Origin of the sequence: Nocardioides sp. NPDC059952 (genome assembly GCF_042730435.1) — a bacterium.
Taxonomy (GTDB): Bacteria; Actinomycetota; Actinomycetes; order Propionibacteriales; family Nocardioidaceae; genus Nocardioides.
On the sequence record NZ_JBHWLY010000010.1, the window covers coordinates 65753 to 79145 of the forward strand.

Annotated in this window: 11 protein-coding genes; 7 read left to right on the plus strand and 4 right to left on the minus strand. The window is 69.6% G+C overall.

Annotation, left to right across the window (positions count from 1 at the left end):
• Positions 1 to 50 precede the first annotated feature (50 nt).
• The gene (locus tag ACFV9G_RS07130; RefSeq protein ID WP_378726217.1) at positions 51 to 590 is read left to right on the plus strand and encodes a TOPRIM nucleotidyl transferase/hydrolase domain-containing protein; all 540 of its coding nucleotides are present in this window, start codon (positions 51 to 53) and stop codon (positions 588 to 590) included.
• Here the strand turns inward: ACFV9G_RS07130 and ACFV9G_RS07135 are convergent.
• From ACFV9G_RS07135 to ACFV9G_RS07145, 3 genes are all read right to left on the minus strand, one after another.
• Positions 559 to 801, minus strand: a complete 243-nt coding sequence (locus ACFV9G_RS07135; RefSeq protein ID WP_378726219.1) for a helix-turn-helix domain-containing protein — start codon at positions 799 to 801, stop codon at positions 559 to 561. The genes ACFV9G_RS07130 and ACFV9G_RS07135 overlap by 32 nt on opposite strands.
• Complete coding sequence (locus tag ACFV9G_RS07140) at positions 801 to 1559, minus strand: DUF2975 domain-containing protein (protein WP_378726221.1); 759 nt, start codon at positions 1557 to 1559, stop codon at positions 801 to 803. The genes ACFV9G_RS07135 and ACFV9G_RS07140 overlap by 1 nt, the downstream gene beginning before the upstream one ends.
• 84 nt (positions 1560 to 1643) lie before the next feature.
• Positions 1644 to 3482, minus strand: coding sequence for a hypothetical protein (locus tag ACFV9G_RS07145; RefSeq protein ID WP_378726223.1), 1839 nt, complete (start codon positions 3480 to 3482; stop codon positions 1644 to 1646).
• 393 nt (positions 3483 to 3875) lie between these two features.
• On the opposite strand from ACFV9G_RS07145, the gene ACFV9G_RS07150 reads away from it, so the two are divergent.
• On the plus strand, positions 3876 to 7859 hold the full coding sequence (locus tag ACFV9G_RS07150) for a carboxypeptidase regulatory-like domain-containing protein (protein WP_378726225.1): 3984 nt from the start codon (positions 3876 to 3878) through the stop codon (positions 7857 to 7859).
• Positions 7860 to 7997: 138 nt separating this feature from the next.
• Positions 7998 to 9155 carry a hypothetical protein gene (locus ACFV9G_RS07155; protein WP_378726227.1) on the plus strand — a complete coding sequence of 386 codons (1158 nt, stop codon included), beginning with the start codon at positions 7998 to 8000 and terminating at the stop codon, positions 9153 to 9155.
• Between the two features lie 165 nt (positions 9156 to 9320).
• Here the strand turns inward: ACFV9G_RS07155 and ACFV9G_RS07160 are convergent, their stop codons facing one another.
• Positions 9321 to 9896 carry a mismatch-specific DNA-glycosylase gene (locus ACFV9G_RS07160; protein WP_378726229.1) on the minus strand — a complete coding sequence of 192 codons (576 nt, stop codon included), beginning with the start codon at positions 9894 to 9896 and terminating at the stop codon, positions 9321 to 9323.
• 77 nt (positions 9897 to 9973) lie between these two features.
• On the opposite strand from ACFV9G_RS07160, the gene ACFV9G_RS07165 reads away from it, so the two are divergent.
• The 4 genes from ACFV9G_RS07165 to ACFV9G_RS07180 all read left to right on the plus strand — a co-directional run bounded on the left by ACFV9G_RS07165 (position 9974) and on the right by ACFV9G_RS07180 (position 13384).
• Entirely contained in the window at positions 9974 to 10552 is a 579-nt protein-coding gene (locus tag ACFV9G_RS07165; RefSeq protein ID WP_378726231.1) for a hypothetical protein, read from the plus strand.
• 10 nt (positions 10553 to 10562) lie between these two features.
• A complete protein-coding gene (locus ACFV9G_RS07170; protein ID WP_378726233.1) occupies positions 10563 to 11810 on the plus strand; it encodes a site-specific DNA-methyltransferase in 1248 nt (415 codons plus the stop codon).
• 7 nt (positions 11811 to 11817) lie between these two features.
• Positions 11818 to 12630, plus strand: coding sequence for an MBL fold metallo-hydrolase (locus ACFV9G_RS07175; RefSeq protein WP_378726235.1), 813 nt, complete (start codon positions 11818 to 11820; stop codon positions 12628 to 12630).
• Positions 12631 to 12733: 103 nt separating this feature from the next.
• Positions 12734 to 13384, plus strand: a complete 651-nt coding sequence (locus tag ACFV9G_RS07180; RefSeq protein ID WP_378726237.1) for an HNH endonuclease family protein — start codon at positions 12734 to 12736, stop codon at positions 13382 to 13384.
• The last annotated feature ends 9 nt before the right edge of the window (positions 13385 to 13393 follow it).

The following is a 13393-nucleotide window of genomic DNA, read 5'->3' on the forward strand; positions in this document are numbered from 1 at the left end:
TGCATATATGGAACAGGCACGCCGACGTACGGTCTTCTAAGGTGTGCGCCATGACGCGACCGATCACGCTGCTTGTCGAGGGAGAGTCCGACAAGGCTCTGGTGGAGGCGCTGGCGCCGCGCTACGGGGTGGACCTGGCCGACCTCGGGATCGAGGTCGTCTCGATGAACGGGGCCGGGAACGCGGGGCGCTACATCCGGGAGACGACCGCGGCCGGACATCGCGTCGGCGGCCTCTACGACGAGGCCGAGGAGCACTTCGTCACCAACGCGCTGGGCCGCCAGGTCGGGGAGGACCTCTCCGGCCAGGGCTTCTTCGCCTGCCGCCGCGACCTCGAGGACGAGATGATCCGGGCGATCGGCGCCGCGCGGATCGTCGAGATCCTCGAGGCCAACGGCGAGGGCGGCAAGTTCCGTACGCTGCAGAACCAGCCCGAGCACCGCGGCGAGGAGGTCGCCGACCAGCTGCACCGCTTCTTCGGCACCGCCTCCGGACGCAAGATCCGCTACGGCACGATCCTCGGCGAGGCCGTCGAGCTCGAGTCGATCCCGGACCCGCTCATCGGGCTGCTGACCTGGTGCTGGGGCTGACCGGCTCGTCCGGGACGTGGATCAGCAGATCGCCAGGCTGGCAGTCGAGCTCGCGACAGATGGCGTCGAGGGTGGAGAGGCGGACCGCCCGCGCCTTGCCCGTCTTGAGGATGGAGAGGTTGGCGAGAGTGATCCCGACCCGGTCGCTCAGCTCGGTGAGGGTCATCCTCCGGTCGAGCAAGACGTGATCGAGTCGGACGTCGATCGCCATTACACCGTCAGCCTCTGTTCGTGTTCCAGACGTACACCGCGTTTGAAGACCTCGGCCAAGAGGAGCAGCAGGATCCCGAAGGCGATCGGGGTGAGGTCCATGCCGGGCTCCATCGAGCCTAGTTCAAGGCTGTGGACGTCGCTCATCGTCGTCAAGCCGTAGTCCCACGCCTTCGGGCTGAGGAACAGCCACAGGAACGGCTCCACGAACTCCCAGGCGATCAAGGTTGCGCCGATGATCCGAAGCCGGCGCACGACCGCGTCGGTGAACGGATCGCCTTGCGAGGCGGCGCGCAGCAGCAACCACAGCTGGGCGAGGAGGAAGGCGACGATGAGGAGGCTGAGCACCGCCATCGCGTACAGCGACGCGATCAACGCGTTCCAGCCGGCGTCGGCCTCGAAGTAGATCTGGCCGTCGAGCAAGACCCCGACGGCCCGGACGTTGCCCGGAGGCTCGTCATATCCGCCCATGCTCTCCGGGCCGTGGAACTGGACGTATTCACAGTCCAGGTCGGCGGGATCGACGTCGGGATCGATATGCGGGCAGATGTCGAAGTAAGCCCCGACATCCCATGACGGCTGATAGGTCAGCTCCACGAGGTCGGTGCCGGGGATCAGGCTGACCTTGTGGGGTAGCTCGGTGCGTCCGGAGAGTCCGGAGACTGCCACTGCCGTCAGCACCAACGCGGCGACGGTGGCGCAAGCTGCGGCGGCGAGGGCGAACCAGGAGGCGATGGCGAACGCGCGATTGTGGGGCACGGCTCACTCCGTTTTTCGATAGATGTTTATCGAGAAACAATGTAGAGCGGTCGATAACAGGCGTCCCGAGAACTCGACATTCTTCTAGGGCTCCATGTCGTCGTGGACGACGACGCGGGAGAGCTCGATGGTGCCGTCGGGGCACTTCCAGAAGTGCAGCCGGCGGGCGCTGGGCGTGTGGATCTGCATCGAGACCCGATAGCAGACCGCGCCGTCGGGGCGGGACTGTGGCGCGGAGTTGCCCCCGGCAGAGGTACGCAGCTGGTGCAGCTCGCGGCCGGTCGACTGCTCCGCGAGGCCGGTGAGCACTTCCATGACCACGTCGGCGATCTTGTCGACGGTGATCCCCTCGAGCGCGTCGACGCTGCCGAGGAACCGCTCCCCGATCGCGAAATCGGGCAGCGGGCGGGTCGGCTGCTCGCCGACCGGGATCCGGCGCGCCCAGGCGGCCTCGACCAGGTGGCGGAAGCCGCGCTCGCGGTCGGCGAAGACCGGCAGGGCGACCTCGGGCGGCGCGGTCCGCTGCTTGGCGCGGCGGAGCTGGGAGCGCATCCGGGCCAGCTCGACGTCGCGGGTCTCGACCTGCCGGGCGGCTCGAGCGAGGTCCTTGGCGAACTGCACGCGCTCGTTGCGCAGCCCCGAGACCTGGTCGCGGAGCTCGGTCAGCTCGGCCTCGAGATGCGCCTTCTCGGCCTTGATCGCGGTGACCTGCAGCGACATCGACTGCACCGCGGCCTTCTTCGCCGGCGCGGGCTCCGTCTCCGCCGCCGGCGCGGGCACGGGCTCGGGCGGAGGCGCCGGCCGGACCGCGCGGACCGGCTCGCCCTTGCGCCGCGGCATCATCGCCGGGCTCGGGATCGCCGCCCTGGCAGGAGCCTCGGCAACGGGCTCGGAAGCCATCTCGACCGTCACAACCGGCTCAGGTACCGCAGCGACCTCGGGAGGCGCGGGTTCGGTCTCGACATGCTCGACGACCGCAGGCGGAGGAGCATTCGGGTCGAGCCAGGGAGGACCACCTGCATAGAGCGCCAGGGCTTCGCGGACGGTGTCGTGCTCGCGGACCTCGCGCAGCGACAGCCGCCACTTGGGTCCGGTGGCGACGACCCGGGCGAGCACGACCTCGCCGGGGGTGAGGAGCGCCTGGAGGTCGTCGTCGGGGTCGCCGGTCACATCCGAGCGGAAGAGCTCGACGGTGACGTCGGGGTGCAGGCGCAGGTCCGCGGAGCCGGCCAGGACGGAGCGGACCTCGGCGGGGACGACGTCCCCGGCGGCGTACGTCTTCAGTGCCTCGTCGGCGGTGGGGCGGCTCTCTCGGATGTCGAGCCAGCGTGACTTCTTCTCCAGTACGCCGTCGACGTGCATCCCGGGTGCCAGGACGCGCTCGATCGGGACGCCTGCCTGGGCGAGCTGGGGCGGGACCGAGGCCATGTCGCCACCACCGAGGTCGACCAGCGCGCGCTCGCTCATGATCGAGCGCACCGTGCCGGCACGCCGCTCGCGGGTGGAGGCGGTGCGGGCGCTGTCGAAGAGGCCGGCAGCCGCGGCCATGTCGAGGGCGTCGTCGATGAGCTGTCCGGTGAGCTTGCGGCCCTCGGACTTGCTCCACGCGAACCGCAGCGGGGCCTGCTTCAGATCGATGTTCCACCCCAGTCCGACCGGGTAGACCCGACCGGCGCCGCCGTAGACCTGCGTGCCCGGCGTCATCTTGTTGGAGAAGGCCCAGGTGTGGCCGCCCGTCGTGACCAGGTAGAGGTCGGCGAGGTCGCCGATCTCGGCCGCGATCTGCTCGACGTCGGCGTAGGGATCGGTGTGCCCCGACGCGACCGTCACCACCACGGTCGGCTTCGTGCGGGAGTTGCCGTTGAGCAGCGCCGCCAGGGCCTCGGCCTCGGACGTGTTCGTCACGCGTTTGATCGCAGACATGCCCCTCCTTTCACAAAAACTTACAGCGAACGGAAAGCGGACCTAGGTCAACGACCCGGCCTTTGACGGAGCATTCGGCAGATGCCGATACCGGGGGCGGCTGTCAATGACGCGCCGGTGTCATATTTGACTCGCCAGTCTATCTAGAGGCGTGACGCATTTACGACATTGGCAGGTATCTGCCGCACTTCAGCGACCCGAATGACTGCGGATGTAACAAATCGGGACAACGCTTTCCCCTGGCAATAATCGATCCGTCCGCATTACCCGGGAAACGCGCACGATCTGTCACGGGCTTTGCCGACGGTTTCCGCAAGGAGACCCACCTTGAGATATTCACGCCTCGGCCGATCGGCCGTAGCAGCCACAGGCATACTCGCCGCCACGGCTGCGATGCTTGCCGCTACACCCGCATTCGCCGGCACCCCTACAGCCGACGACAAGGCCCCCGCGGCCAAGCTCTCATCCACCCTCGAGTCGAAGTTCGAGAAGTCGGACTCGACCGACTTCTGGCTCCGGTTCTCCGACAAGGCCAACCTCGGGCCCGCTTCGTCCATCAAGGACTGGACCGAGCGCGGTCAGTACGTCGTCGACACGCTGGAGAAGACGGCGAAGGCATCTCAGGCCGGCGCCGTCGCCGAGCTCGACGCCGCCAAGGTCTCCTACAAGACGTACGCGATCTCGAACGCGATCCTGGTGAAGGACGGCTCCGAGAAGCTGGCTCTTCAGCTGGCCGCGGACCCGGAGATCAAGACCGTCCACGAGCGCGCCAAGCTCTCGCTCGTGGAGCCGGTCAAGGAGGAGGCGGCTACCAAGGCGCCGCAGGGCACCGAGTGGGGCATCGACTTCATCAACGCCCCCGAGGCCTGGGAGCAGGGCGCCACCGGCGCCGGGATCACCGTCTCCAGCGTCGACTCCGGCACCGACTACACCCACCCGGCCCTGGTGAACCAGTACCGCGGCAACAACGGTGACGGCACCTTCACCCACGACTACAACTGGTTCGACGCCTACGGTGACTGCACCAGCGGTCCCTGTGACCTCGACGGCCACGGCACCCACACGATGGGCACCATGGTCGGCGACGACGGCGCCGGCAACCAGATCGGTGTCGCGCCCGACGCCGAGTGGATCGAGACCAACGGCTGCTGTGGCACCGACGCCGGTCTCCTCGAGTCGGGCTGGTGGCTCCTCGAGCCGACCGACGCCAACGGGGAGAACCCGGACGTCTCCAAGCGCCCGCAGGTCATCAACAACTCCTGGGGCTGGAACGGCGTCGGCTACATCGACTCGTTCTTCGACGATGTGAACGCCGCTTGGAACGCAGCCGGCCAGTTCTCCTCGTGGGCCTCGGGCAACCCGGGTTCCATGTGCCAGGGGACGTCCTCGCCGGGCGCGAACACGCTCACCTACTCGGTGGGTGCGGTCGACTCCTCCGGCGCCGTCGCCTCGTTCTCGGGCCGCGGCCCGGGTCAGGACGGTCTGGTCAAGCCCAACATCGCGGCACCGGGCGTGAACGTACGCTCGTCCGTCCCGGGTGGTGGGTACGCCAACTACAACGGCACCTCGATGGCGGCTCCGCACCTCGCGGGCGCGGTCGCGGCGCTGTGGAGCTACAACCCGACCCTGATCGGTAACGTCGAGGAGACCCGCCGCCTGCTCAACGAGGCGGCGACCGACGTCGACGACACCACCTGTGGTGGCACCGCCGAGAACAACAACGTGTACGGCGAGGGCTACCTCGACCTGGCACGCCTGATCGCCCTGGCTCCGGCCGAGGGCGGCACGGTGGCGGGCACCGTCACCAGCGGCGGCGACCCGATCGAGGGGGCGACCGTCGAGCTCGACGGCTCGGCTCTCGACCGCACCCTCACCACCGACGCCGAGGGTCACTTCTCGGCCGACGTGTTCGTGGGTGACTACGACGTGACCACCTCGGCCTTCGGCTTCATCACCGAGACCGGGACCGCATCGGTCACCGAGGACGCCACCACGACCGTCGACTTCGACCTCGCCGAGGCCCCGAAGCACACGGTCAGCGGTGCGGTCACCAACGCCAGCACCAACGCCCCGATCGCGGGGGCCGAGGTGCTGCTGTCACCGGGCAACCTGTCCGCGACCTCGGGTGCCGACGGAACCTACTCGATCGCGGGCGTCCCGGAGGGGACGTACACGATCTTCACCGAGGGGTCCGGCTGTGCCGAGGCGACGAGCTCCGAGATCGAGGTCACGGGCAACAAGACCCACAACGTGAAGGTCGTCTTCTCCTACGACGACTTCGGGTACTTCTGCTCGGAGGGCTCGAGCGGCGTACGTTCCGGGACCACCGCGCTGGGGCTCGAAGGTGACGACGCGGCCGCCTCGGTGGACCTGCCGTTCAGCTTCCCGCTCTACGGAGGCAACTACGCCAAGGCGTACGTCGCTTCCAACGGTCACGTGAACTTCCTCGCCTCCAGCACGGCCTTCAGCAACGTCGCGATCCCGTCCACGGGCGTGCCGAACGCTGCGATCTACCCGTTCTGGGACGACCTCGACGCTCGCGGCGCCGCGGACGTCTACACCGGGGCGACCACGGTCGACGGCGTGGACGCGTTCGTCATCGAATGGCGTGACGTCTTCCCGCTGAACAGCTCCACGGACCTGCTCGACTTCTCGGTCACCCTCTTCGAGGACGGCCGCGTCGAGCTCGGCTACGGGGACCTGCCCAGCACCGACCGCGCCCGGGGCAGCTCGGCCACGATCGGCATCGAGAACGCCACCGGCACCATCGCCACCCAGTTCTCCCTCAACACCGCGTCGCTGAGCGACAACAAGTCGATCACCTTCGACCTGGCCCCGATGGGCACGGTCTCCGGTGTCGTCAAGGACTACAACACCAAGGAGGGCATCGACGGCGCCGAGGTCACCCTGACCCCGACCGCCGGTGGGTCCGTCAAGACGATCGAGACCGGCGCCGACGGCTCCTACAGCGCCGACCTGGTGACCGGGAAGTACGGCGTGAGCTTCACCGCGCCCGACTACGAGGCGATCAGCCGCAACCTCACCGTCGCCGAGGACACCACGCTCACCTCCAACGCCCAGCTCAAGGCCGGCAAGCTCGCTGTCACCCAGACGGCGCTGAACGCCAACCTCGCGATGGGTGGCTCGGTCTCCCGCAACCTGAAGATCACCAACACCGGGTCCGCACCCGCCGAGGTCGATCTGGGCGCCAGCGGCGAGGAGGTCGTCATCCAGGGTGACAAGACCGCCTCGGCCGGCGTCACCAAGAGCCCCACCAAGAAGGCCACGGCGGTCGAGACGAAGCCGGGATCCGCGTCGAAGTCGAAGGGCCTGACCTCGTCGAAGTCGGGGAGCAAGCTCGGCTCGTCGGGCCAGCCCTCGGTCACGGCGCTCGCGCCCACGCCCGCGGGTGAGACGACCCTGTCCCACTCGAGCTCGCACGAGGTCGTGCAGGCCAGCTCGGTCGCGTGCCCCTCGGGGACCACGACGATCCTGCGGACCTACTCGCCGGGTGACTTCGGGATCTCGGGAGGCTTCACGCCCACCAGCGTGAGCTTCGCGGTCCAGGAGACGGCCAGCGGGAACACGCCGGTGACGGCGACGCTCTACACGCTCCCGGCCGGTGCTGCGTTCACCTTCGCCAACCTGACCTCGATCGGGTCGGGCACCACGACGGTGACCAGCGACTTCGGGGCGACCTACACGGTGCCGATCGCCGCATCGACGGAGATCGCTCCGGACGACATCCTGGTCGTCGCGGTCGCGGGTGGCGCGGTCTACTTCGGCGGCAACCCGGCCGCCGAGACCTCGCCGACCTACCTGGCCTCCGACGCCTGCGGTACGCCGGAGCCGACGGATGCCGCGGAGCTCGGGTTCCCCGACTCCAACATCATCCTCGATGTGACCGGTGAGGCCGGTGGCAGCGGTGGTGGCGTCGCGTGGCTGGACGTCCAGCCGCCGTCGTTCACCCTGGCGCCGGGCAAGTCGGTCACCGCGATCGCCACGTTCGCAGCCACGGTCGACCAGCCGGGCACCTACACGGCGAACGTGACCATCGGGAACAACACCCCCTACACCGTGGCGCCGGTCCCGGCGACCATGATCGTGAAGGCGCCCGCGGGCTGGGGCAAGATCACGGGCACGGTGACGGGCTCGGGTGAGCCGGTCGAGGGTGCTGTGGTGGCCCTCGACGGCGTGTCGTACGACGTGACGCTGCGGACCGATGCCGACGGTACCTACGGGTACTGGATGCAGAAGTCCAACGCGCCGCTCCAGGTGGTCGTCGCGGCCGACGGGTTCGTCCCGGCGACCAAGAAGGCGCAGATCGTGGCTGGTCAGACGACTGTCTACGACTTCGACCTGAAGCCGCTCGACTAGCTCTCCAGCGATGGCCCCGGACACACCCAGTGTCCGGGGTCATCGCTCGTTCGTTCGGAACCGCTCGGGCGGAGCTCGAATGTCGGTGCTGCGGTGTACGATCGCGGCGCCGCGAGAACAACCCCCTAACCAGCCCCTATGCCTCATTCCTCCATGCCGGCCGTCGCCGAGATCCTGCGCCTGCGGGCTCCGTTGAGCCTGCAGGTCCTGCGCGCCGCTTTGAAGGGCAAACGGGTGCTGCTGACCGAGGAGGAGCTGCTCGCCGTGCTGAAGTCGGGCGGCTTCGCCGAGGGGCCGCCGGGGCAGTGGAGCCTGGCTCCTGCCTCGACCCCGGCGCCCGCGCCGGCTCGGTTCAACCAGGCCTTGCTGGCTTCGCGCGCGGGGGTCGAGGGTGACGTACTCCTGAAGGTGCTGGACGCGCTGGTCACCGACCACCCCGAGGTCAACTGGGGTGCGCTGCGGGACCGGCTCGAGTCGGGCGCCGACGTGCCCGTCTCCGACCGCACCCTCGGGCTGCTCGAAGCGGGCGTACGCCGCTTCGAGGTCGCCCGGCTGAAGGCCGAGAAGCAGCAGGCCGAGGAGCGTGCCCGGGAGGCGGAGCGGCGCCGGGAGCTGCAGCAGCTGGCCGAGAGCGAGGTCGCGATGTTGCGCGCCGAGCTCGACGACGAGCGGCGGCGCGCCCACGACGCGGCCCTCGAGCGGGACCGGCTGCGGCAGGAGGCCGAGAAGCTGGTGGCGCTGAAGGAGCAGGAGACCGCCGCCTGGGTCGCCACCGCCGCGGGCGGCTGGATGCTCGATCTCGGTGCGCCGGAGACCTTCGGCGAGGAGAAGCTCCGCCAGGCGCTCGGCCAGCTCGAGTCAGCCCTGGTCGTGCTCAACGTGAGCATCGGCTCGCGAGAGCTCGAGGCGGTCGTGGTGCATCCGGGTGGGGTCGCGGTCATCGAGCAGCACGACATCCCCTCGACCGCCGGCATGGTCGAGGTGCCGGCCTCGGGCGCGGCCTCCGTCGACGGCCGCCCGCTGGAGGTCGCCGATCCGCGCACCGATGTGCTCGCCGCCGTACGCCTCCTGCAGAAGACCGCCTCCCTCGACCTCGCCTATCTGCCCGTGCTCGCCTTCCAAGGGCCCGCGGAGGCCGAGGGTGAGGACGTGCTCGTCTGCCTCACCGCCGAGGTCGACCTCGCGGTCGACGACATGCTCCACTCCCAGGCCTCGCGGGTCTCGGCCGACGACGCGGTGGCGCTGCTGGCGAAGCTCGGTGTACCCGCCCTGCCGGAAGCGCCGTCCGGTTTCTGACCCTCCCGCCGAGGCGTCAGGTAGGTCGGGCGAGGCGTCAGGTAGGTCGGACGAAGCGTCAGGTACGTCGGGCGAGATGTCATCTCGTGCCCACTCGGCCGACCAGAGTGACGTGTCGGCCGACGCATGCGACGTGTCGGCCGACGGGGGTGACGCCTCGGCAGGTCAGATCAGGCCGGCGGCGCGGGCGGCGTCGGCGTAGGCGGCGGCCAGGGTCGGGACGGTCTCGTGCGCGTTGAGGCCCGACGGGTTCGGTACGACCCAGAGCTCGGCGCCGGCCAGCGGCTCGGGCTGGCGTCCCTGCTTGGCCTTGGGGCGGTTGAAGGCGGTCCGGTAGGCGGTGATCCCGGCGATCGCGACGACGGTCGGTTTCCGGCGTGCGACCAGGGAGAACAGCTCGGCGCCGCCCTCCTTGAGCTCGGCGTTGGAGAGCTCGGAGGCCTTGGCCGTGGCGCGCCGGACGATGTTGGTGAAGCCGATGCCCCGAGCCCGGAAGTAGTCGCGGTCCTCCGGCGTCATCCCCGCCGAGGCGTCGATCGGCCGGGTGGTGATCCCGGCCCGGAAGATCGCCGGATAGAAGCGGTTGAGCGGGTGCGCGAAGTGGGTCTGGGTCGCCGCGGTCCACAGGCCGGGGTTGATACCGACGAAGAGGAGCCGCAGCGGTTGGTCGTCTGCGGGAAGGAGGTCGGGGACCGAGGCGCCGTAGTAGGTCTGGAGCTCGGCCTGGGTGAAGCGGGCCACGGCGCGATCCTTCCATCTGGATAACGAGCGGGCCGCCGGGGGTGCAACAGCGGGGTGCCGTGGGGAGTATGTGGAATATGCACCCCACGCGTCTTCTCCCACTCGCACTCGCTGCGACGGCGCTCCTGCTCACGGCCTGCGGCACCTCCGAGGACGCGAGCGACCCCGGCGCGAGCCCGTCGCCCTCGGCCTCTTCCTCGCCGGCTTCGCCGTCGCCGTCCCCGTCGTCGCCCTCGCCGTCCGGAACTCCGAAGCCGAAGCCCCAGCCCGAGCCCTCGCGCCCGCCGAGCTCGGAGAAGCCCGTCCGCGGCCTGGTCTCGGCCGGCGGCGCGGCCGAGGGCGACCTGGAGAAGACCGCGACGCCGCTGCCGGACGAGGCTGCGATCAAGGCGTACGCAGCCACCCTCGGCACCTCGCTCCAGGCCTCCTTCACGACGAAGGCGACCACCCTGCTCGCCCACGTCCCGGCGGGCCAGCGGCTCTATGCCCAGACGGTCTACGACGGTTGCGAGGCGCCGGACCCGGCGACGATCACGGCCTCGACGAGCGGCGGCGACGTCGTCCTGCACGTCACCCCGCCGAAGAGCACCAAGATCCAGTGCCTGGTGGCCGAGCGATCGGTCGCGTTGCTGAGTGTCGATCAGCCAGTCGGCTAACGTTCCCCGCGTGCGGGAGCCGTGGAACACCTTCGTCGAGGGCGACAACCTCGATGTGCTCCGGGCGCTCGCGAAGGCGGGGGAGAAGTTCGACCTGATCTACATCGACCCGCCCTACAACACCGGCAGCCTCTTCGCCTACCACGACGACCGTCGCGGGGAGGACGGGAAGCGAGCCGGCCGCCACGACGCCTGGGTGGCCATGATGAGGCCCCGGCTGCAGGCGGCGCGCACCGTGATGTCGGAGCGGGCGGCGATCTACGTCTCGATCGACGACAACGAGGCCGCCCACCTGAAGGTCCTGATGGACGAGGTCTTCGAGGAGCGCAACCAGCTCGCGCAGATCGTGGTCAACCTCAACCCCAAGGGCCGCCAGCTCGGCAACGGGTTCGCCACCTCCCACGAGTATCTGCTGGTCTACGCCAAGGACGCCCGGGCCTGCGCGCTGGAGTCGAGCATCCCCGAGGCCGTCAACGAGCAGGACTTCCCGCTGGTCACCGACGACGGGCGTCATTACCGGCGGCTGCCGCTGCGCAACACCAACAAGAAGTTCAACCCGGCGACCGCCCGGACGCTCCACTTCCCGGTGTGGGGAGATCCGGACTCCGGACGTGTTGCGGTCGAGCCGTTCGCCGGCGGACAGGAGATCTGGCCGGTCTTCGGTGACGGTCGCCCGGCGGTCTGGCGATGGAGCGCCCCGCTGATCGCGGCCCGTCCCGACGACCTGATGTGCCGTCGCGTACGCGGGAAGCTGGGGGAGCGCGTCGACGTCTACCAGCGCGACTGGCTCGCCCGCGACGCCTCCGGTGAGGCGAGGCGCAAGAAGCTCACCACGATCTGGATGGCCGAGGAGATCGGCTCGACCGACTCCGCCGTCGCGGAGCTGAAGTCCCTGGTGGGGCCGCTGTTCGAGTCGCCGAAGCCGACCGGTCTGATCCGGCGGATCCTGGCCACGATGCCGACCGACGCCAGGGTCCTCGACTTCTTCGCCGGCTCCGGCACTACCGGCCACGCGGTCGCGCTCGCCAACGTGGAGGACGGGGCGCGGCGTACGTGCTGGTCCGTCCAGATCGCCGAGACGACCCGACCGGGGTCGAACGCGGCCAAGGCAGAGATGGCGTACGTCTCCGACGTCACCCGCGCACGGTTGCGGGCCGTGGTCGCGGCCCACGGGAACGGCGGCGCGGAGGGGTTGGTCGAGCGCGACCTGGGTGAACTTCGTGCGCGATCTGGTGACCCTGTGACCCGGGGAGCGTAGAACGCCCATGGCCATCGGTGTTCCCCGCCTCCGGATCGGTTCGACCGAGGTCATCGCCCTCGCCGACGGCGACGGCCCGTTCTTCTCCCCGCGCGCCGACGCCTTCCCCGAGGCGACGGCCGCTCAGTGGGCCGAGGTCGACCGCTTCGATCCTGGCGCGGTCGACTCCGAGGGCCGATGGCGGCTCCAGTTCCGCGCCTACGCGATCCGCAGCGACACGGGCCTCACCGTCGTGGACGCCGGGATCGGTCCCGCGGACGGTCCGGCCGCCTCGTGGGCTCCCGTGCCCGGTGTGCTTCCGCAGTCGCTCGACGCCGCGGGCATCGACCCGGCCGAGGTCGACACCGTGGTGCTCACGCACCTGCACACCGACCACGTCGGATGGGCGGTCGTGACCGAGGCGAACGGCCGCCGTCCCTACTTCCCGAACGCTGAATACCTGCTCCAACGGGCGGAGTACGACGCCCTCGACGCGCTCAACCCGCAGCTTCGCGAGACCCTCACCGACCCGCTCGCGGCGGCCGGCCGGCTCCGGCTCCTCGACGGGGACACGCCGCTGCGCGCCGGGCGTACGGTCGCCACGCCCGGTCATACGCCCGGGCACCAGAGCGTGCTGGTCGCCGACGGGCGCGAGCTCGCGCTCGTCACCGGCGACCTCCTCGTACACGCGCTCCAGCTGCTCCATCCCGAGCTCGCCTACTCGCACGAGATCGACCCGGAGGCGGCCAGACGCTCGAGGGAGCGCATGCTCAGCCGCGACACCGCGACCACGCTGCACCTGGCGACGCCGCACCTGACGGAGCCGTTCATCTCGGCGTGATCCTGGGTGAACTTCTTGCAACATCTGGTAACCGGGTTACATAGGGCGCGTAAAACGCGGCATCGTCTGGGGGCGACCGAACACCTCACCTCGGGAGACCCCCATGAACCTCCGTGGACTGTTCATCCTTGCCTGCGGCGCCCTCGTGCCGCTCACGATTCCGGCGGCAGCACACGCCGAGTCCTACTCCCAGTCGCTCTCGACCGCCATCGGCGACCTCCCGGTCGCGGCCGAGAACCGCACCGGCTACAGCCGTGACCTCTTCCAGCACTGGATCGACGCCGACGGCGACGGCTGCAACACCCGCAACGAGGTGCTGATCGCGGAGGCCGAGGAGGCCCCCACGGTCGGCTCGAGCTGCTCGCTGTCGGGCGGCCGCTGGTACTCCTACTACGACGGCGTCTCCTGGACCGCCACCAGCGACATCGACATCGACCACATGGTCCCGCTCGCCGAGGCCTGGGACTCCGGAGCCCGCACCTGGACCTCGACCGAGCGCAAGAACTACGCCAACGACCTCGGCTACTACGGCTCGCTCGTCGGCGTCACCGACAACGAGAACCAGGAGAAGTCCGACGCCGACCCCGCCGAGTGGATGCCCGACCTGCAGAAGTGTCGCTACCTGAAGGAGTACGTCTCGGTGAAGATCCGCTGGGGCCTCTCCGTCGACAGCACCGAGAAGTCGGCGCTCACCAACCTCACCTCCGCCAACGGCTGCGGCAGCCAGACCGTCTCGGTGACCCTCGCCCGCTGACCTTCCCCG